The 18,740-nt window shown below is 46.4% G+C and carries 17 protein-coding genes; 13 read left to right on the top strand and 4 right to left on the bottom strand.

Annotated features, from left to right (window positions below; all coding sequences use genetic code 11):
* On the top strand, positions 1-765 hold a 765-nt coding region (locus ACKFKF_RS28795; RefSeq protein ID WP_446870812.1), incomplete at its 5' end, for a TonB family protein.
* Between the two features lie 430 nt (positions 766-1,195).
* Here ACKFKF_RS28795 and ACKFKF_RS28790 read toward each other — a convergent pair.
* Positions 1,196-1,777, bottom strand: a complete 582-nt coding sequence (locus ACKFKF_RS28790; RefSeq protein ID WP_446870811.1) for a hypothetical protein — start codon at positions 1,775-1,777, stop codon at positions 1,196-1,198.
* Positions 1,778-2,391: 614 nt separating this feature from the next.
* Entirely contained in the window at positions 2,392-3,234 is an 843-nt protein-coding gene (locus ACKFKF_RS28785) for a hypothetical protein (RefSeq protein ID WP_446870809.1), read from the bottom strand.
* Between the two features lie 883 nt (positions 3,235-4,117).
* Here ACKFKF_RS28785 and ACKFKF_RS28780 point away from each other — a divergent pair.
* The 4 genes from ACKFKF_RS28780 to ACKFKF_RS28765 all read left to right on the top strand — a co-directional run bounded on the left by ACKFKF_RS28780 (position 4,118) and on the right by ACKFKF_RS28765 (position 10,196).
* Positions 4,118-7,090 carry a peptidase domain-containing ABC transporter gene (locus tag ACKFKF_RS28780; RefSeq protein WP_446870808.1) on the top strand — a complete coding sequence of 991 codons (2,973 nt, stop codon included), beginning with the start codon at positions 4,118-4,120 and terminating at the stop codon, positions 7,088-7,090.
* 402 nt (positions 7,091-7,492) lie between these two features.
* Positions 7,493-8,833 carry an HlyD family efflux transporter periplasmic adaptor subunit gene (locus ACKFKF_RS28775; RefSeq protein WP_446870807.1) on the top strand — a complete coding sequence of 447 codons (1,341 nt, stop codon included), beginning with the start codon at positions 7,493-7,495 and terminating at the stop codon, positions 8,831-8,833.
* Positions 8,834-9,065: 232 nt separating this feature from the next.
* Positions 9,066-9,320: a hypothetical protein gene (locus ACKFKF_RS28770; RefSeq protein ID WP_446870806.1), complete on the top strand. Its 255-nt coding sequence runs from the start codon at positions 9,066-9,068 to the stop codon at positions 9,318-9,320.
* Positions 9,321-9,464: 144 nt separating this feature from the next.
* A complete protein-coding gene (locus tag ACKFKF_RS28765; RefSeq protein WP_446870805.1) occupies positions 9,465-10,196 on the top strand; it encodes a peptidylprolyl isomerase in 732 nt (243 codons plus the stop codon).
* A 393-nt stretch (positions 10,197-10,589) separates the two neighbouring features.
* On the opposite strand, the gene ACKFKF_RS28760 is transcribed toward ACKFKF_RS28765, so the two are convergent.
* On the bottom strand, positions 10,590-11,204 hold the full coding sequence (locus ACKFKF_RS28760) for a hypothetical protein (RefSeq protein WP_446870804.1): 615 nt from the start codon (positions 11,202-11,204) through the stop codon (positions 10,590-10,592).
* Between the two features lie 14 nt (positions 11,205-11,218).
* Here ACKFKF_RS28760 and ACKFKF_RS28755 point away from each other — a divergent pair, with 14 nt between their 5' ends.
* The 4 genes from ACKFKF_RS28755 (at position 11,219) to ACKFKF_RS28740 (ending at position 13,479) form a co-directional block, all read left to right on the top strand.
* Positions 11,219-11,569: a hypothetical protein gene (locus tag ACKFKF_RS28755; protein WP_446870803.1), complete on the top strand. Its 351-nt coding sequence runs from the start codon at positions 11,219-11,221 to the stop codon at positions 11,567-11,569.
* 27 nt (positions 11,570-11,596) lie between these two features.
* A complete protein-coding gene (gene cas6, locus ACKFKF_RS28750; protein ID WP_446870802.1) occupies positions 11,597-12,727 on the top strand; it encodes a CRISPR-associated endoribonuclease Cas6 in 1,131 nt (376 codons plus the stop codon).
* A gap of 76 nt (positions 12,728-12,803) precedes the next feature.
* Complete coding sequence (locus tag ACKFKF_RS28745) at positions 12,804-13,163, top strand: hypothetical protein (RefSeq protein ID WP_446870801.1); 360 nt, start codon at positions 12,804-12,806, stop codon at positions 13,161-13,163.
* Positions 13,144-13,479, top strand: a complete 336-nt coding sequence (locus tag ACKFKF_RS28740) for a Txe/YoeB family addiction module toxin (RefSeq protein WP_446870800.1) — start codon at positions 13,144-13,146, stop codon at positions 13,477-13,479. Before ACKFKF_RS28745 ends, ACKFKF_RS28740 begins: the two co-directional genes overlap by 20 nt.
* A gap of 12 nt (positions 13,480-13,491) precedes the next feature.
* Here ACKFKF_RS28740 and ACKFKF_RS28735 read toward each other — a convergent pair whose 3' ends face one another.
* Positions 13,492-13,719 (bottom strand): hypothetical protein, encoded by a 228-nt coding sequence (locus tag ACKFKF_RS28735; RefSeq protein ID WP_446870798.1) that lies wholly within the window; start codon positions 13,717-13,719, stop codon positions 13,492-13,494.
* A 408-nt stretch (positions 13,720-14,127) separates the two neighbouring features.
* Between ACKFKF_RS28735 and ACKFKF_RS28730 the strand changes: the two genes are divergently transcribed.
* From ACKFKF_RS28730 to csx10, 4 genes are all read left to right on the top strand, one after another.
* Entirely contained in the window at positions 14,128-14,292 is a 165-nt protein-coding gene (locus tag ACKFKF_RS28730) for a hypothetical protein (RefSeq protein WP_446858013.1), read from the top strand.
* Between the two features lie 182 nt (positions 14,293-14,474).
* Positions 14,475-16,700, top strand: coding sequence for a type III-B CRISPR-associated protein Cas10/Cmr2 (cas10, locus tag ACKFKF_RS28725; protein WP_446870797.1), 2,226 nt, complete (start codon positions 14,475-14,477; stop codon positions 16,698-16,700).
* A gap of 9 nt (positions 16,701-16,709) precedes the next feature.
* Positions 16,710-17,420, top strand: coding sequence for an RAMP superfamily CRISPR-associated protein (locus ACKFKF_RS28720; protein ID WP_446870796.1), 711 nt, complete (start codon positions 16,710-16,712; stop codon positions 17,418-17,420).
* Positions 17,417-18,694 carry a type III-D CRISPR-associated RAMP protein Csx10 gene (csx10, locus tag ACKFKF_RS28715; protein WP_446870794.1) on the top strand — a complete coding sequence of 426 codons (1,278 nt, stop codon included), beginning with the start codon at positions 17,417-17,419 and terminating at the stop codon, positions 18,692-18,694. Before ACKFKF_RS28720 ends, csx10 begins: the two co-directional genes overlap by 4 nt.
* Positions 18,695-18,740: the final 46 nt, after the last annotated feature.

The raw sequence follows: 18,740 nt of genomic DNA, 5'->3' as shown, positions 1-18,740 counted from the left end.
AATATGAAGTCTTTTGTTCCGGTTCGTCATTTCCAAATGAGTTGTATTGTTCTGACTAGTGCAATGACGATCGCTGCTCAAAACGCAACGGCTCAAACGCCAGCGCCCACACCCACAATCTTCCAGATTACCGCCATTCAAGCGCCAAATTCAGCCGCTGTAAAAACTGCTTTCCAGCAACCTCCCAGCCAGCGATCAAGGCTGCTACCAGAAGGAATCATTCAGTTCGTAGGTTCAGGGACAATTACATTTACCAATCCCAAATCAGAAGGCAATCGCGTCACTGTAGAGATTGCTAATACAACGCTTAAAGATCAAAAACCGCTTCAACTACAACAGCCGTATCCTGGAATTGCCCAAATCACGATCGCGCCGCTCAATGATAAAACACTACAGTTGTCGATCGTGGGTGAGAAGTCTTTACCAACCGTTGCTTGGTCGCCGTTTGACAGTCAGATAACGGTTACGGCTTGTCCCTTTGGTTTTCTGCCGATACCCGCAGAATTTCAGGGCGAAGGTTCAGCGCGATTGCTTTACGATGTGAATGCTGCTGGATGCCCACAAAACATTCGAGTGGCTCAATCGAGTGGTCAGCTTGCCTTTGATGCCTGGGCAGTGAGAGAACTTCAACGACGACAACTCCAGCCGAATCGACCCACTCAAGCACTCCGCCTTAGAGTCACGTATAAAAGTGCAGAATCAGAGTCTCAGAAACAACCAGAACCACGCGGAACTGGAAATGGCTCTCCGACTCGATCGCCCTAATAGGCTGATTGACTTTGAGTTTGCATAAGCTGGCTCTGCAACCCTTTTACAATGCGGAAATGGCTATCAACCTAGATGTCGATCAGCTTAATAGGCACCGTAGCTTAGGATCGTGAATTAAATAAGATCGTTTATTGCCAAGTTACTTCGCCCCCTAAATCCCCCATTCTGGGGGACTTTGAGATCAAAAAATTCTGGAATTCAAAACGGGTTCGAGCTTCAAAGTCTCTCAAATTTGGGGGATTGGGGGGCTGCAACCCATTGAAACGAAGCCAAAATCTTAGGGTAGCTATCTCTTGGTAAAGTTTCATTGAATGAAGACTTCAGCGATCGCTAACCCTAATTTTTATCGTTGACGCTGCACTAGAGGCAATCTGGACAGGCCGCAACTACTGGTATTTCAGGGTTTCAGCAAATGGATAAAGTCGAGCTAAGAACCCTCAACTACAAATCGAATATTAGTTAGCCCTGATGCTGGGTCGAGATTTTGATAAGTGCCGCCACCTGAGATAAAGTAAGTCGAACCCGGCAAGCTGGCGTTGTTGATAGGCATTCTAGCGATTCCACCCAGATTCGTTGTGCTACCAAAAATCAGGGCATAGTTTCCGGGCGGCAGTGACGCAGACAGCGGAATTCTTACGTCTTGGCTTCTAGTGGTGAGAGCGCTGGGAGGAATGAATGTCGTGGATGCAACCACCTCGCTAGGGGCAGGCGGAAACGCCCTCGGAAACGCAGTCGGACTACTCAGCCGAACGATCGCCCCAAAGATTGGTTTTCCGCCTCCATCTCCGACCAAATGCCCCCCAATCCGCGTCACTCGAAACGGCGCACTAACTCTAAATCTCCAGCCTAGATACTGAACATTGCTCACCGGAGCGCCAAAGATCTGCTTGGTTTCTCCTAATGTAGCAGAGGTCAAAATCGCAGCCTGGGCCGTCGGGGGGGCCATGATCATCAAAGCAGACCCAACAGCGATCGCTGTGAGCGTCTTAAGAACAGTTGAGGTTGTCATGAATAGCGACTCCTAAACAATGTCTGCGGCAGGAAAACTTATTTTGGAAGTGAAGTGATCGACTTCAAGCCTTAGAGGGTGTTTCAAAAGTCTTCTGTTGTGAAGGTAGAGACTCGGAGATCCCCCCTGCCTCCGTTAAAAAGGGATTTTGAATCTAGTTCCTCCCTTTTTAAGGCTACTGTGTACACACATCTCTTTCTCGCTTCGTTTCAGTCGGCTTCAGCCCCCTAAATTCCCCAAAATTGGGGGACTTCAAGCCCAGAATCCGAGTTCAAAGTCCCCCAGATTGGGGGATTTAGGGGGCGAAGATCTCGGCAATAAACGATTAAGCAACTTGTGTGTACACGGTAGCTTTTTAAGGGGGGCTAGGGGGGATCTAACCCGTTCTGCTACCAGCGAGATGACTTTTAAACCATCCTCTTAGCGTTCAAGCGCTAGTCGATGCTCAAATTGTCTAATGCAGATTGTCTAATGCAGTAAGTGGGAGAATTAGCAGATGCAGCCTTGCTTGTTAGACAATACTTCACGGCTCAAAGAATTGTTTCTAGTATGATGCAGGTTTTCGGTATCGAAAGAATGGCTTAACAATTCCTTAAGTCACCCTTTAAAGAGGACTACTCCACTCCAGACTGTGTTTTTTTGCGTTTCAGAACACCGCCGACCATCATGGAGACAGATGTAACAAGTAAGGCGACTGTACCCATTGGTTCTGGAACAGCCTGCACGATCGCCTGATTTTCTTTCTCCTCAATTAACATCAGCCTGGTTTTCTGACTAAAAAATCTTGAGAAAGTACCCTGAGTCTTAGCGATCGCAGACTCCTTATTGCCACCAAACGATCGAGCCACAGAAGTCTTGTCGGGATCAAATTCGATGTTCTGGTAGCCTGTCGCATTCAACAGATCGCCTTTGCCAGGAGTATTAAGAGCACCAAAGATTGAGAATTCGTTTAGTGGGATGAAAGTGTCTTCATAACTGACATCTAACAATTGAAATTTGATGTTGCCGCTCGCTCTAGCAGTCTCTTTAAGAGGATTGTCAGTCAAAGTTGCCAGCTTCAGCAGCGTATCAAATTTGAACGAAAACTCTTCTCCGGCGGCGATCTCAAAGTCGTAGCCAATCACACCCGCAAAGCTTTGAGCGATTCCTTGATAAGCGATACCGTCTCCCGCTGCCTGGCTCAACGATGAGTTTTCAGCACGAGGCTTAGATCCATTCAAAAAGAGCGCTTTTGGGGTGGCAATGGCGGTTGCTTTCCCGTTTGTGGCGGAGATAACGGTTTTGGAGTCGATCGCTGCCAGAACCTCTAGTGGATTGTGGCTGAAGTCAAAGAGTTTGACCTGAGCTTCTGAGAAGGCTGTAGATTTGGCGTTAGCTGGATTGGGCGCGATCGATGTGACGGCCAACGGCACCAGCAGCAGCAACAAACGCTGAGTATTGTTTCGTTTCAATTCCATAAAATCCTCTCAATTCATACGATTTCGCAGACTCGCGTCAAACTGTCAGCCCTTACACGCAGGACTGTCTAGCCTTAAATCGAACATACAGCTAGAAATGGGAGATGCTTTTTAATTGAGCGTAATTTTTGATCAACTTACAGATGACCTACCGAACTAACTCCGTACTACTGGAGTGGGGGCTGAAGGATAGTTCGGTGGGCAGTGAAGGTCAGTCTTCTAGTAATCGCTCAATAGTTCTCTGGGTCAGGTAGTCTGGCAGATACATCTTTACTAACTAAGAATTCACGGGGGAGATGGATTGAGACACAAGTTAAGATGTCACGAAATACACTGATGAGTTAAGAAAACGATAGCAGTTATTTAATAGAATCTCAGTAAAATCACGAGTTAATGTTTAAAGTTTGTATAAAGCTTTGCACAAAGAGTTTCGAGTAGCCACTCACCGCTAAAAACTGCTACTTCTTACTACAGCGATCGCGCCATCGCACAGGACTAAATCGCCAAAAGTTTTGGAATAGTGGAGTGGCAACTTTTCTGAGCGTTGCTGAATTAGGGGGTGTGCCCCAAAGCGGCGGGAAACCCAAGGTTCAAAGTCCCCCAATTTCGGGAATTTAGGGGGCGAAAAGATGGACATTCATCCCTCCAATCAGCAACGCCCTTTTCTGGTAGGTTGATCGAGAGAAATTCATATAGCACCGTATTTCTACTAAGCTTTCATGAAGGGACGATCGTTGCGGATGCGAAAGCCCACAAAAAGCATTAGAAGATCATCTCAATGCGCTCCCACACAGTTTGATCAAAAGCTTATTCTCGTAGTCAACTAAAAAATATAGGGATTGCCTAACCAGCAGACTCAACCAACACGTTTCCAGGGGCACAAATGCAGCGGCAACCTCAACCTTTTCAGGATGCGATCGATCAGCTATCCGAAATTTTGATGCGACTGTTTCCGCAAGCAGATCCGCTACTCATTGAAGCTTTGAGCCAATCGTTTGAGATTGCAGAATTTCGACTGGGCGATCGCTGTAACTCCTCACCAACCACGCTATCTATTGTTTGTCAGGGGCGAGTCCGCTTGCTAGGGTATGGCGAACAGCAAAAGGAGGTGTCTGTTTGTGTGTTAGAAGTAGGTGATAGCTTTGGCGCAGATGACCTGTGGGCAACTCTTCAATATTCAGCGATCGCCGCCAGCATCGGAAAGCTTGCCCAAATTGATATCAAAGATCTAGAATCCTGGCTAGAAAAACTTCCTGACCTGCGCGATCGCTGGCACCAACAGGCCCAAACAAGAGACTATCTACTGTTTCTTAAAACCCTGACGAGCTTACGATCACTATCTCAGGCTCAACTTTTAGAGATCGGATCTCATTTGGTTTCAATCTTATTACCACCAGGAAAAAGGTTAGCCGAAGTTCCGCAAACAGGACAGTTTTGGCTGCGTCGGGGTGAAGTTTACAGCCGCAACGTTCAGCCTCCAAAGTTGGGCGATTGGGGGTCTCCATCTGATGATTGGACTGCTCAAACAGAAGTTGTCCTGTACCATTTGCCTGCTGAGTACTGGGAAACGATCGTACCAACGGTTTCAACCTTAGATAATTTAACTTCGGTTGCCGTTCAGAAAACTCCGACTAACCACTCAGAGAACTTTCCTCACACTGACATAGCATCCTCTAATACATTACCCTTTCCGCAACCTGGGAAGCGACGATCGCGCCTGGGGCAAAAGTATCCCTTTGTTCCGCAGCAGAGTTTGGCAGACTGTGGCATTGCTTGTTTGGTGATGGTGGGACAGTACTGGGGTAACCGTTTGAGTTTAAGCGACTTGACTCGTCAGGCAGGAATGGGGCGATTTGGGGTTTCACTGCAAGCTTTGGCAACCACCGCAGAAGGTGTAGGCTTTCAGGCTCGACCCGTGCGGGCTAGTTTGGGACAGTTAATCGAACAATCTAAGCCGTGGATTGCTCACTGGCAGGGCGATCACTATGTGGTTGTTTATCAAGTCAGAGGCAACCAATTTTTGATTGCTGATCCCGCAGTTGGAAGACAAAAACTATCGCTACAGGAGTTTCAGACCCATTGGAGTGGCTATGCACTATTATTAGAACCAACCGATCGGCTTAAGGCATCCGAGGCAGAAAAGCCTTCTCTAAAGCGGTTTTGGGGACTGCTGACAGCTTATCGCACAGTGATCGGACAAATCATTTTTGCTTCGCTGCTGATTCAAGTATTTGGGCTGGTAGCTCCGTTGTTAACTCAGTTTATTTTAGATCGAGTCATTGTTCAACGCAGCTTGATCACGCTGAATGTGTTTGCGATCGGGCTACTGCTCTTTGGTATCTGGCGGGTTAGCTTAACAGCCGTGCGGCAATATCTGCTTGATTACTTTTCTAATCGGCTGGATCTGATGCTGATCAGTGGTTTTATTAGCCATACGCTACTCCTGCCTCTGACATTTTTTGAGTCTCGTCAGGTGGGCGATATTCTAACTCGTGTGCAAGAAAACCAGAAGGTACAGTTGTTTCTGACTCGGCAAGCGATCGTGGTCTGGTTAGATGCGCTGATGGTGTTTGTCTACCTGGGTTTGATGGCTTACTACAACTGGCAACTGATGCTGCTGGTATTGGGATTGCTCGTTGCGATCGCGCTGATTGTTCTGATTGCTACGCCCTTTATGCGACAGGTTTCCCGCGATGTGTTTCGGCAGACCGCGATCGAAAACTCTGCTCTAGTAGAAATTTTGACTGGGGTTGAGACAATCAAATCCGCCGCCGCAGAACGAACCTTACGCTGGCGTTGGGAAGACCGTCTGACTGAGTTGCTGAATGCGCGATTTCGAGGACAAAAGCTATCAAATACGCTGCAGTTTCTCAGCGGACTGGTGAATAGCCTGGGGAGTACGGCACTGCTCTGGTATGGGGCAACTTTAGTGATTCAAGGAAGCCTGACGGTAGGGCAATTTGTCGCTTTTAATATGCTGCTGGCAAGTGCGATCGCGCCCGTTCTCTCGCTGGCGCAGCTTTGGGATGAACTACAAGAAGTTGTTATCGCGGCTGAACGGTTGAATGATGTGTTTGTGGTGTCGCCAGAAGAAGATGCTCAACGTCCGATGCTGATGTTGCCGCCGTTAAGAGGTGAAGTCCGCTTTGAGAATGTCACCTTTCGTTATAGTGCCGAGCAGGAAAGAAATACGCTGCAAACGGTTTCCTTTGAAATATTGCCAGGGCAGATGGTCGCGATTGTGGGTCAAAGCGGTTCAGGTAAGAGTACATTGGTGAATCTACTTCAAGGACTCTATCAGCCAACGAGCGGGCGCATTCTAATCGACGGGCATGATATTCGCCAGGTGTCTCCTCAATCGCTGCGATCGCAGTTGGGAGTTGTGCCACAGGATTGTTTCTTGTTTTCGGGCACCATTCTAGAAAACATTGCGCTATTTCGTCCCGAATTCACGCTAGAGCAGATCATCGAAGTCGCAAAACTAGCAGAAGCTCACAGCTTTATTCAAGACTTGCCCCTGGGTTATCAGACCAAAGTAGGAGAACGAGGGACAACGCTATCAGGCGGTCAAAAACAACGGATTGCGATCGCTCGTGCGCTACTAGGTGAACCTCGTTTACTCATTTTAGACGAAGCGACCAGTTCACTTGATGTCCATGCAGAGCGCCGCTTTCGCGATAACTTGAGACGAATTGGAAATTGCACTATCTGTATGATTGCCCATCGGCTCTCAACCGTGCGAGATGCAGATAATATTCTGGTGGTCGATCGCGGCATTCTAGTTGAGCAGGGCACCCATCCTGCATTAATGTCTCAGCAAGGGGTTTACTACCATCTAGCACGGCAGCAGTTATAGGAAGATGGTTAAAGTTGGTCGTTAAAACCGCAGCTAGGAGAACAAAACCCGCCGTCGTGAATTAAGACAATATTGATGAGTGTAGTTTGCGAAAACAGACTTCGTTCTGGCAGGGGAGAATTCTATTCACTAACTAACCATCTAAATCAGAACTGCCTCATCCCTCGTGTATGAAAATTCAGTGAAGCAGGTGATAAAATCCCAGTAAAGTCGAGTGTAATTACGTATTGAGAAATGAGATCCAGTAATATTGACGTGGTATTTTTACTGAAATTTCTACTTTAAGTTTAGAAATCGCTGTATCGGTTAATAAGCAAATACAACTGAAAGGATGTTAGGAGACAATCTAAATTCTCTAATCAGACGGAAATTCAGTCGCAAGTTATCTCCAGGAGCGTTACTGTGCAGAAGTTGGATGATCGTCCGAAATTAAATTCTCCAAGCTCCACGAGTCGCACTTTTGTTGCTCAACAATCAAACTGGTCTACTTCTCTACAGTCCGTACTAGACCAACCTCCGATCGCCTTTCCGCTCTACCTACTACTGGGTGGCATTGCGTTTTGTAGTGCTTTTGGTGCCTGGGCTTATTTTGGGCAGATCGATGAGGTCGGTCATGCCCGTGGGCAGCTTGTTCCTAAAGGAAGCGTGTATAAGATTCATCCGGTCGAATCAGGCAAGGTGACAAAGCTGCTGGTCAAAGAAGGACAGCTCGTGAAAGCGGGACAAACTCTGGCGGAACTCGACCCACAACTCTCAACCGGAGAAGTCGATCGCTTACAGCAAACACTAGCCTCTGATCAAACACAACTTAACCAGATGCAAATGTTGGTTGCCCGATCGCGTCTAGAAGCCCAACAGGGACAGGAAAGTGCGTCTGCAAATTCACAGGGTCAAGTTGCTGCGATCGCTCAGTCTACTACCAAGGTAAACACAGTTCGGGAAGTTTTGTCTCAGCTTCGAGTGGATGAAACGGCGCAGCGATCGCGGCTCGAAAAACTTAGAACACTTGCCAGCCAAGGAGCCATTTCGCAAGAGCGTTTGTTTGAAGTAGAACAGGCATTGCGCGATCGTCAAAGCAGTATTACCAAAAGCCAGGGAGATCTGGAACAAGCGTTGTCAGAAGTCAGACAGTTGCAAGCAGGGTTGGATCAAAAGCAAGCAGACGGCACTCGATCGCAGCTAGAAGCTCAACAGCAAACCCAACAGCTAGAAGTTGAAGCCACTCAACTAAAAGCCAAAATTGCCGAAACTCAAACTTTATTAAATACTGCAAAAACCAAAGTTAGCCAGCGATTGTTAGTTGCGCCTGTTGAAGGAACGGTGTCTTCTCTAAGCATTCAAAATGTGGGCGAAGTTGTACAACCGGGACAAACGATCGCAGAGATGACGGCTCTCAAGGCTCCGCTAGTACTACGGGCAAGTTTGCCAAATCAGGAAGCAGGGTTTGTTCAAGTGGGAACGGCAGCGCAAATCAAACTCGATGCCTATCCCTATCAAGATTATGGGATGGTTTCGGGAAAGGTGGTTTCAATTTCTCCAGATGCCAAGCCTAGCGATCGGTCAGAGCCAGTTTACCAGGTCGAAATTGCGCTCGATCGCACCTCGATTACAGCCGATCAGAAAACGATTGTATTCAAAGCGGGTCAAGTGGCTACAGCAGAACTTGTAATTCGTCGTCGTCGCATTATCGATGTGTTATTTGATCCAATTCGTCAATTGCAAAAAGGAGGTCTTCGCTTGTAGCAATTTCTAGAGTGAGGTATTTTGTTGGGGTAATAAAATTCAACATCAAGAGCAATTTTTTTAAGAAGGTTCTTGATAGTTCTTGAACCAATCTTTTGAAAAGTTAGTATATAAAGCTACTATGAAAAATTGACATTATTAATGGTGAAATCTCGAATATTTTTCTCTAATTGATATGATCTGAAGTGCGCTCCCTGTTGCGTGAAAACATCTTTAACGAAGGAGAAATCTCATGGTAATTCGCGACCTGGAATATCTGGACATTGTGTCTGACTCAAAAGAAGCAACTGGCATTGTTGGAGGCGCTAAAGCCTGGTTTAGCAGCAAATCCTGGTCAGGTCCATTCTCAACGAGCAACTACTCCACTGGCTTTGCCAAGGGTACCTACCTGGCTGTAGCGGCTGGGACATCTGGCTCAACTTATGCAGCAGGTGCAGCAGGTGTATTCAGCACCTCTGGTGGAACTGCATTTGCGTTTGGCATCTAACGATTAACTGTAAAAAATGTGGTTTTGTAGGAGTGTTATTCGTAATGTTCCTACATTTTTTTCGATTGCCTTTCAGAAGCTTTAGAGAAATTAAAAAGTTGAGTTTTAGCAGTGATATTTTTAGTTAAAATCAGCTAGTTTGAGATGGTTAATCATTTGTTTAAATCTTTTATTGTGTTGGACGATCTCATCAATTACTTAAAGAAAAGTGTTCGATTAAAAGAGATTTATCAAAAGGTTTTGTATCAGAAAATTATTGATCAAACGGCTCACGCAAAGGGAATCATCGTGACGCAGGATGAGATTCAGGCAGAAAGCGATCGCTTACGTCGAGAATCTCGTTTAGAAAAAGCATCCGACACGTTAGCCTGGTTAAATGACCAGATGATCACAGCCGAAGATTTAGAGGCAGGAATTCGCGATCGCTTGCTAACTAAAAAACTTTCACACATCTTGTTTGATCAAGAAGTTAAAGCGGCTTTTGCTCAACATCGATCGGACTTTGACCAAGTTGTTTTGTATCAAATCATTGTTTCTGAACAGACCATTGCCCAGGAGCTATTCTTTCAAATTGAGGAACGAGAAACCAGCTTTTTTGAAGCAGCTTATCTCTACAATCAGGATGAATCGCTTCGGCAAACCTGCGGCTACGCGGGAAAACTTTATCGCTGGAACTTAAAACCAGAGGTGTCTGCGGCAGTTTTTAATGCGCGATCGAGTGACTTACTAGAGCCGCTTAAAACCGATCAGGGATATCATCTCTTATGGGTCAAAGCATTTATTCCAGCCCAGCTAACACCCGAAATTTATCAAGAGATTCTAGACGGTCTATTTGGCACTTGGCTATTTAATGAATGTCGTCATTTGCTTGATTAGAAAACTACAGCAGTACCTAAATCAGTAGGAATCTTCAAAGGGCGGGTTGTTATTGTTCTTAGCCATCGATTCACGACTAATCTACTAATCACTAAGGAACGCGAGTTTATTAACCTGAAATTCTCTAAATATGCTTGGTCAGCTAATTTTGGCGGCGTTGCTGAGTCAGGGGATGAATTGCCCCAAAGCGGAGGGAACCCCAAGGTTCAAAGTCCCCCAGAATAGGGGATTTAGCGATTATCTACATATTTGCTTCAGGTGAATTAGTAAGCTATAAAGCGATCGTGTAACCAAGTAGCAAGTTGAGCGACAGCACTCTCGTAAGTTGCTGTGTTGCCATGTCGATCCAAATTCCACAGGATGCCCTTCGATAGAGTTGGAGTAAAATTGACATCAGTTCGATGAACGCTTCGCTTCGCTTTTAGATCCAGGAACGCCCCCTAAATCCCCCACGAGTGAGGGACTTTGAACCAGAATTCCTCTCTGAAAGTCCCCCAAAATTGGGGGGTTGGGGGGCAGAAGCCGTGAACAACGAAGCGAAAAAACTCTCATCGAATTCACGTTAAAATTGATGTGAGAACATACCGTTTGGTTTAACACCGCATCGATTTTGTGCAGACGACTTTCTAGAAGCGCGATCGTTTCACAATTTTCACAGTGAGCAAACTGCTGCCAATGGCTTATTTCTTGCAGGTTCGACGACAGTAGGATCAAAAAGTCAGAGTGCTGCAAAATTTCTGCATTTTCTGCTGTACGCTTACCACCGAGATCGAGCAGAACAATCGAAAAATGTGGATTCTGTCCCAGGTGATCAATGGCTCGAAGCGTTTCAAGAACAAACTCTTCAGAGAACTGACCTTTGCTGCGAATTGACTGCACGATCGCTGGATCAGCTTCGCTTGACCACATTCCTTCGCCATCCGGACAAACCCGTTGCAGGAAGACTCGGTTTGAGTGCTTGAGAAGTTGTTGATAGAGTGCTGCAACGGTGCTGGTTGATTTGTTCAAGGGAACGGTTGGATATGGCGCGGGAGCTTTGTCAGGAGTTTCCTCAAATTTGCGTGGATGCACCTTTGGTCGTGAATGATATCTACAATCCATTGGAGTTTTGGGCGCGAGTGGATGAGATTTATCGGACTCGATTGCCCAAGGGTTGGACAGAGGCAGAGGTGATTGCAGATTATACCGGGATGACGGCTCATGCTTCGGTGGGAGTGGTGTTGGCGTGTGTGGGCACGCAGCGATCGATTCAGTACACGCCTGCGAAGGTGGATGCTCAAGGGAAAGTCGTTGGATCGCTGAATCCGATTCGCGTCATGCTGGGATTTCAGGCGAATGGGCGATCAAATGCTTCGAGCAAACTTGCGGGGTAAGATGAGTCCAAGTTACTGATTTGAGATATGCCACGTCGTGCTGCTAAACCGATTTTAAGTTGGGATGACACTGCTGAATTGATTGGACTTACGCTCTTCTTGCAGCCGAATCGGAGTTTTCAAGCGACTTCTAACTTTTCAACTCAGCTTCATGCTTGGTTTTTGGATCAGGTGCGATCGATGAATCCGGATCTTTCGGCTTATTTGCATGATGGGCAGTCGGAGAAAGCGTTTACGATTTCGGGATTGGAAGGGAGTCGGGTGGGTCGATCGATTCAGTTTGAGGCAGAGCAGCTTTATGCTTGGACGGTGACGGGGCTGAATCATGAGGTTTGTGAGTGGATGCAGCAGTGGTTGGTGAAGCCACCGACGGAGATTAAGCTGCGGGGGGAAGTGTTTCGGATTGTGCGGTGGGAGATTGGTTTGCCTGCGATGACCTATGAGGCGGTTTGGGAGCAGGCTGGGGAAGGGCGGCAGGATGATTTGAATCTGACGTTTTTGAGTGCGACGAGTTTTCGGAAGCGGCAGAATCATTTGCCTTTGCCGATGCCGGAGAATGTGTTTCATAGTTACTTGCGGCGTTGGAATGATTTTGCATCGATCACAGTTGAGCAAGAGGATTTTCTCAAGTGGGTGAATGAGTGTGTGGTGATTTTGCGGCATGAGGTGCGATCGCTCAAAGTTCAAGCAGGTAAACAAGGTTCTGTGACGGGATTTGTAGGAAAGGTACAGTTTGGGCTGAGTCCGAAGGCGAAGGGTGATCCGGACTATGTGCAAATGGTGCGATCGCTGGTGTTTTGTGCGCCGTATTTTGGGACGGGGCATAAGGTGACGTTTGGGTTGGGGCAGACTAGAGCGGGATGGTTGGAGGTGGATGTTGTAGAGGTTGTGGAAGAAGTAGCGGAGTCGAAGGATTCTGTGAAGGTGCAGCAGCGGGTGTTGATTGAGGCGCGACGGGCGGAGTTGAAGGCGTTCTTTTTTGGGTTGAGGAAGCGACAGGGGGGAGAGCGAGCGGAGAAGGCGGCGGATTTGTGGGCGACGATCGTGGCGCGGCAGGAGTTTGGGGAGAGTTTGAAGGGGATTGCGGAGGATCTGGGGATTGGGTATGAGAGCGTGAAAAAGTATTCGCAGTTGGCTCGCAAAGCAATGAAGGAATGAGAGGGGTTTGCGATCGTGCCTAGGTCATCTTGGTTATACTGTTGCATAGCAGTGTAGTTTGCTCAGAAGAATCAGAATGATTTCAAATCTGATCGAAAGCCATAATTTTGAGAGTTATCAAACCATCAAGTTGGGTCAAGCGATTTTATCTGTTCCGATCGAAGTTGATCCCAAACCCTATATTAGGCAGCTACTTGCGATCGAGCTTCAAGCCATTCAAAATCCGGCCGCAAAAGCCGCGATCGAACGGGGCTTAAATGAGGCGACGACGGATGAGGATTTTTCCAGTTTGCTCGAAACATTTCATTTACTGAGTTCTTCTGCAAATGCCGATCGTTTGATTGCGGCATTGGAGCGCTCTAAGGTGCAAGAAACGGCTGCACAATCGGTTGAAGATTTCAAACGGGAGTTTGGACTTGTCGAAGAAACGCCCTAAGAAGTTGAATGAGTCTTCGGAATCGACGGCTGAGGAGTCTTCAGAAAAGCTGGAGCGGAGTGCAGTTTTTGAGCCTGATTTTCGTGAGGATTTGCGGTTTTGGATTGAGTGCGATCGTAAGATTGCGTTGAAAGTGATGGATTTTGTTGAAGCGGTGATGCGTGATCCTTTTGATGGAATTGGAAAGCCGGAGCCGCTGAAATATCTAAACTCAAATACTTGGTCGCGCAGGATCACAGATGAGCATCGACTGGTTTATGAGGTTTATCGCGATCGAGTGAAGTTTCTTCAAGCGCGATTCCATTACTCTCGCTAGACTATCACCAAGCTACTGGCTTATAGTGAGTTGTCCTAGATGCGTTAAGATTCGGAGTACTTCGTATAGACCGTTGCGATACTGCGATCGTGTTGAAAATAGGTCAGAAATTCCGTACTGTTTTTCGAGTACTTTCACGAATAGATAGCTGCTTCCATTCATGACCATTCCGTAGAGCGTTTTTTCGAGATTTGGCGAAGCGCTCATGTAAGCCAATGTCTGAGGGAGGGCTTGGTACACAAAAAAGAAACATTTATGAAGAAGTCGGTTTAGCGCGATCGTGCTTATTCGATCGATCGACAAATTTTTGGTGCATTCCGTGTAACAACTAACGGATGTGGAAAAGTTTCCATCCCCTTGCGGGGAATGAGTGATGAAACAGGAATCGATCATGAATTACGATTTTAACAGTGCATTGGTTTCCATCCCCTTGCGGAGAATGAGTGATGAAACCTTCAAATTCTGTCCAAAAAAAGGAATTTCATCATGTGTTTCCATCCCCTTGCGGGGAATGAGTGATGAAACACTTCATCTAGGGAGCCTTGCCCTGAGAAGCTTTCAAGACCCAAATCGACGTAATAGCTTTGTACTAGTCAATAAGCACTGATTTAGTGTCAATAAGCTAGATCGTCAAGCGCTAGAAACCTTATGGAACAAGGCATCGACGCAATCCAACGAAGTTATGCGGCTTTCAAGGTTCTGGCGGATCGCGTGGAAATCATCGATACCGAACAAGGTAATCGACTCTTAGAAAAAGGTCAACCTCGCTTTCAATCGCACGAGCTACATTTAAGAAATCTTTTAGAAAGTTAGAAAGATTACACAATCGTTTAAATTTCCGAAAAAATACGGGTTGTCTCAAAATTCGAGCGTAATATCGATAGGAATCTCCTGCTGAAAGAAAAATTAGAGTGGAAAATCCTTTTTCCACCGTCCTGCATCATAGAACTTGTCAATCGTCCGCTCGTCTCGCCCCCTAACTTTCTCAATCTGTCATGATTCAGTCTCATCAGGACATTACTATCGCGATCGCTTGGTGTCTCGCCTGGGGTAACAAAGAAACTCCCCAACACGATCCCTCTCTACTCAGAAAATTTCGTCACGATCTAAAGCAAGGACAAGCGATCGATTCCGAACTCTCTCACTACTTAGATCAAGCTCAAAAATTACAAAAGCTCGAAAAATCAGCACAAATTCCAGACACGATCGAGCAACTTCAAACCGAATACGCCGACCTCTGGAACGAACCTACAAAAATCGGACTCGTCTTCGGCGGTGCAACCAAAATTAAACAATACGTCTTTGAAACCAGTAATCTACAAGATATTCGAGGCGCATCAGCATTACTCGATCGCATTAACCTCATCGACTTACGCAGCTTCTTCGATTCCTCGATCGAGTCAACGGTTCGAGGTTGGTTTGAAAAAGAATATCCCGAACTTAGTAAAGCACTGATCCCAGAACTCATCATCTATTCCACAGGCGGAAACATTCTTGCACTCTGTCCAGCATTTTATGTCGCTCAACTTGCTAATGCGATCGAGCAATGCTACACCCGCGAAACCTTGATTGCAAACTCCTGTGCTGTCGGTGAGACATTCAAGCTACTAGAATTTCGGTTTGGCAAAATTCAACAACCCTGGCTCCAAGACTATCTCGCAAATCCGAAACACGAACTATTTCAAGCTTACTTTGGTCAGCCGAACGCTGAAGATCCTGAACAGCCATTTTGCGATCGTAAATCTTTCAATGAATTAGTCGCCCATCTTGCCAGTCAATTCAATCAACGACGAAGCGGGAATATTACTTCAAATCGCCCAACTCGCGCCTATCCTCCGCTCTACGAAACTCATCCCTATGCTCAACGCGATGAAGGCGATCGACGTTCAGCGATCGCTCGTGTGCCTGCTTTGCGTCGGATGAAATTCTCCGAACCCTCCGGGCGAAAGTACATCATGGGTCAGATTGCGAAACGGGGCAAACGTCAAGATTGGTGGTCAGATATTGTTGGGAACTGGGAGCCAGGTAACGTAGAAAGTTGGGTTGCTAAATTTCTAAAGGAGGGTAAAAAGCTACCCTATCAGGACTATTTTCAAGCCCCAATTCATGACGTTGATGAAGCGCGATCGCTGCGAGAAATTGGAGCCGCTAGTAAACCAGATGGTTTCGTCGCCTACATCTATGCAGATGGTAATAACATGGGGGGCTATATTCAAAAAGAAATCAAAACCCCGCAAGACTATCGCGCATTTAGCAAGGATATTTCTGCTGTCACAGAACAGGCTGTTTACCGTGCGATCGCGAAACATCTTAAACCTTTCTACTATGAGCCTGATGGATCTTCCGATCGTAAAAAACCAGGCTGGATTCATCCCTTTGAAATTGTCACAATTGGCGGCGATGATGTGTTTTTGATTGTTCCTGCTGATCGTGCTTTAGCGATCGCGAATACACTCAGTCAAGAATTTGAGAAGCTACTGAAAGATAAACAAATCTACAAAAGCGATGAATCCTATAATCAAGAATCCGTTCACCGCTATCAGCCCACTGATGAAACCAAGCGCCCCAATGCGAGAGAGCAATGCAAGCTCAGTATGTCTGTAGGTGTCCTCATTACAGCCGAAGACACTCCGATTTACTATGCGTCTGATTTGGTTGAGCAGCTACTAAAGTCGGCAAAACAAAAAGCGAAAAAGCTGAAAGGAAAAGGCTATCTCGGAGGCACGATCGATTTTCTAGTGATGAAATCAGTCACGATGATTTCTTCCGACATCAAAGAGTTTCGCGCTCAAGGGCTAACTCGTGAACGAGATGGACAAGCTCATCTCAAGCTCTATGGCGCACCCTACACCTTGCATGAAATCGGTGGATTACTAGAAACGCTTGCAGCGTTCAAAAAAGCTGATTTTCCGAAGTCACAACTCTATCAAATCCGAAGCTTACTCGAACAAGGCAAACAAACTGCAATCCTCAACTACCGATACTTCCGCACTCGCTTGGGTGAGAAAGGTCAAGACTTAGAAAAAGACTTTGAGCAACCCTGGTGTAGTGCCAAACTCAATTCAGGTAACCTCGCCCCTTGGATGTCGATTTTAGACTCCGACTCTACCACCTATGAAACGATTTGGTACGAATTAGTAGACCTGTTTCCCTTCGTTCCCGATCCTCCAAAATCTAAGATTCAACGAAAAGCTAACCTCCCTCAATCTCGTTCCAAATAGGCAATTTTTATGATTGTTCTCGATGAGCTTGCACCCCCCATTCTTCAGACGATCGACCTCTGTGCGATCGTAGATTCAGCGCTTTGTGTTGGTGCAGGCGGCTCAACAGGTTCCCTCGCTGACAAGCCCATTGTTCGGAATGCTCAAGGACAACTGATCATCCCAGGTTCTCAACTCAAAGGCAGACTGCGGCACGAATGTGAAAAGTTAGCTCGAAGCTTAGGATGGTGGATTGCCGAAGCTCCAGGTGCGAATCAGCTTTGTCCTGATGATGTTGAAGCAGAATTTCGATCGCATTATACAGTTGCTAACTATCCAGGCTATCACTGCCTTGTTTCACAGATATTTGGTGATCCGATTTTACCTGCAAGAATTGCGATCGATGATCTGGTCTGTCAGTATAGCCGCGAAGAATTAGGAGAAGTCATTCGTCCGGGTGTTTCAATCAATCGATCAAGAAGTACTGCTGAAGATCAGAAGCTCTTTTTCCTAGAAACTTCGCCTGCGAATGCTCAACTTCCTTTCAAAGGAGCCATTCATCTCCTCGCGGATTGTCCAGACTCTGCGATCGCACTCATTTCGGCAGCACTCCAGCATCTTCACGCATTAGGGGGCAGCAAATCTGCTGGACTCGGTTGGCTCACCTGGACAGAATTTCCTCAAGTGAGTCCAGACGATGAAATTTGGTTACAACTGCTTGCGCCCAAGGAGTCGGAATGAATTGTATTGAACTAGAAATCAAGGCTCAAGCTCCATTAGCAATCGGACGACAGAAACCAGGTGGCTCGATCAGCGAAACGGAAAGCTACATCCCAGGCACGATAATCCGAGGTGCGATCGCGGCTCAGATTCTCAAGACAGCAAAACCGCAACATAAAGATCTTTCAAGCAATGGTGGGCAGTTTCAAGCCTTGTTTTTAGGGGGACAGCCTGCGATTTTTCAGAATGCTTATCCAGCGATCGCCAAAATCAGTGAGTCTGAATCTCGCTGTGTTCCTGAAGCTGTTTATGTTTTACCTGCTACGGCGGTCAGTTCTAAAGCTGAACCTGGATTCAAAATGGAGAACAAAGAGAAAGGTGGCGTTTTTGATACGTTAATCGATCGTTTTTGTGCTGAACAATGCGGGCATATCTATGATCCAAGCTGTCCCAAAGATACGAGTCGCATTGAGCCTTTTGCCGGGTTTTATAGCAAAGCAATTCATGGGCAGTATCCTTATCGGACACATAGTGTTTCAAGTCGCTTTTTGACGAAAGTTGGGATCAATCGCCGTAGAGCAACTGCACAGGATGACATTCTTTACAGCATCGAAGTTTTGAATGAATCGTTTTTGAGAAATACGCACGATCGCTTTCCAGAGTGGGAATACGTCAGCTATCGCAGTCAGATCTGGATTGATGATGATCAATTAGCAGCAGCATTGAGAAACTATCTTCAGAAACATTCTGACAGTTTCCGAATGGGAGGCTCTGCATCAAGAGGACTGGGCAAAGTCCATCTAGCAATCAACAATAGTCAGACCGTTGAATCTGTTGAGGAAAAGATTGCTACGTTCAATTCAAAACTTAAAGACCGTTGGAACCTTTGGTCTATTTTTAGACAGTCACCTGATCAATCTTTGCCTCAGCGAACCTTTTTCACATTAGATCTCCAGTCTGATGCAATTTTGACGGATAACTGGCAACATACGATCGTGCTATCTGCTCAAATGCTACGAGATTTTGCAGGCATTCAAGACTCTACGCTTCATCTAGAAACTTCTTACAGCAGCTACGACTATCGAGCAGGCTGGAATTCTGCTTGGGGCTTGATGAAAGATATGGAGCTTACAACGAATCGAGGCTCAGTGTTCTTATTCAGCACTGAACAGCCAGAGCAATGGTATGGAGTGCTGCAAGAACTAGAGTGGAGAGGAATTGGCGATCGTACCTCCGAAGGATTCGGACAGGTACAGGTTTGTAATGAGTTTCACACAGTGTTTCGGGCTGCTTGACTGACAAAACTAGGAAGCTGGAATGCAAGAGAGGACAGTAAATTCA

Source organism: Phormidesmis sp. 146-12 (assembly GCF_052939495.1).
The sequence above is the reverse complement of the archived record's forward strand: the minus strand, read 5'-3'. Positions and strand labels throughout refer to the sequence as shown.

Bases quoted from the DNA above. Each gene is read 5' to 3' on its own strand.
- ACKFKF_RS28790 (WP_446870811.1), bottom strand. From the start codon at position 1,777: ATGACAACCTCAACTGTTCTTAAGACGCTCACAGCGATCGCTGTTGGG.
- ACKFKF_RS28785 (WP_446870809.1), bottom strand. From the start codon at position 3,234: ATGGAATTGAAACGAAACAATACTCAGCGTTTGTTGCTGCTGCTGGTG.
- ACKFKF_RS28780 (WP_446870808.1), top strand. From the start codon at position 4,118: ATGCAGCGGCAACCTCAACCTTTTCAGGATGCGATCGATCAGCTATCC.
- ACKFKF_RS28770 (WP_446870806.1), top strand. From the start codon at position 9,066: ATGGTAATTCGCGACCTGGAATATCTGGACATTGTGTCTGACTCAAAA.
- ACKFKF_RS28765 (WP_446870805.1), top strand. From the start codon at position 9,465: ATGGTTAATCATTTGTTTAAATCTTTTATTGTGTTGGACGATCTCATC.
- ACKFKF_RS28755 (WP_446870803.1), top strand. From the start codon at position 11,219: ATGGCGCGGGAGCTTTGTCAGGAGTTTCCTCAAATTTGCGTGGATGCA.
- cas6 (WP_446870802.1), top strand. From the start codon at position 11,597: ATGCCACGTCGTGCTGCTAAACCGATTTTAAGTTGGGATGACACTGCT.
- ACKFKF_RS28745 (WP_446870801.1), top strand. From the start codon at position 12,804: ATGATTTCAAATCTGATCGAAAGCCATAATTTTGAGAGTTATCAAACC.
- ACKFKF_RS28730 (WP_446858013.1), top strand. From the start codon at position 14,128: ATGGAACAAGGCATCGACGCAATCCAACGAAGTTATGCGGCTTTCAAG.
- cas10 (WP_446870797.1), top strand. From the start codon at position 14,475: ATGATTCAGTCTCATCAGGACATTACTATCGCGATCGCTTGGTGTCTC.
- ACKFKF_RS28720 (WP_446870796.1), top strand. From the start codon at position 16,710: ATGATTGTTCTCGATGAGCTTGCACCCCCCATTCTTCAGACGATCGAC.
- csx10 (WP_446870794.1), top strand. From the start codon at position 17,417: ATGAATTGTATTGAACTAGAAATCAAGGCTCAAGCTCCATTAGCAATC.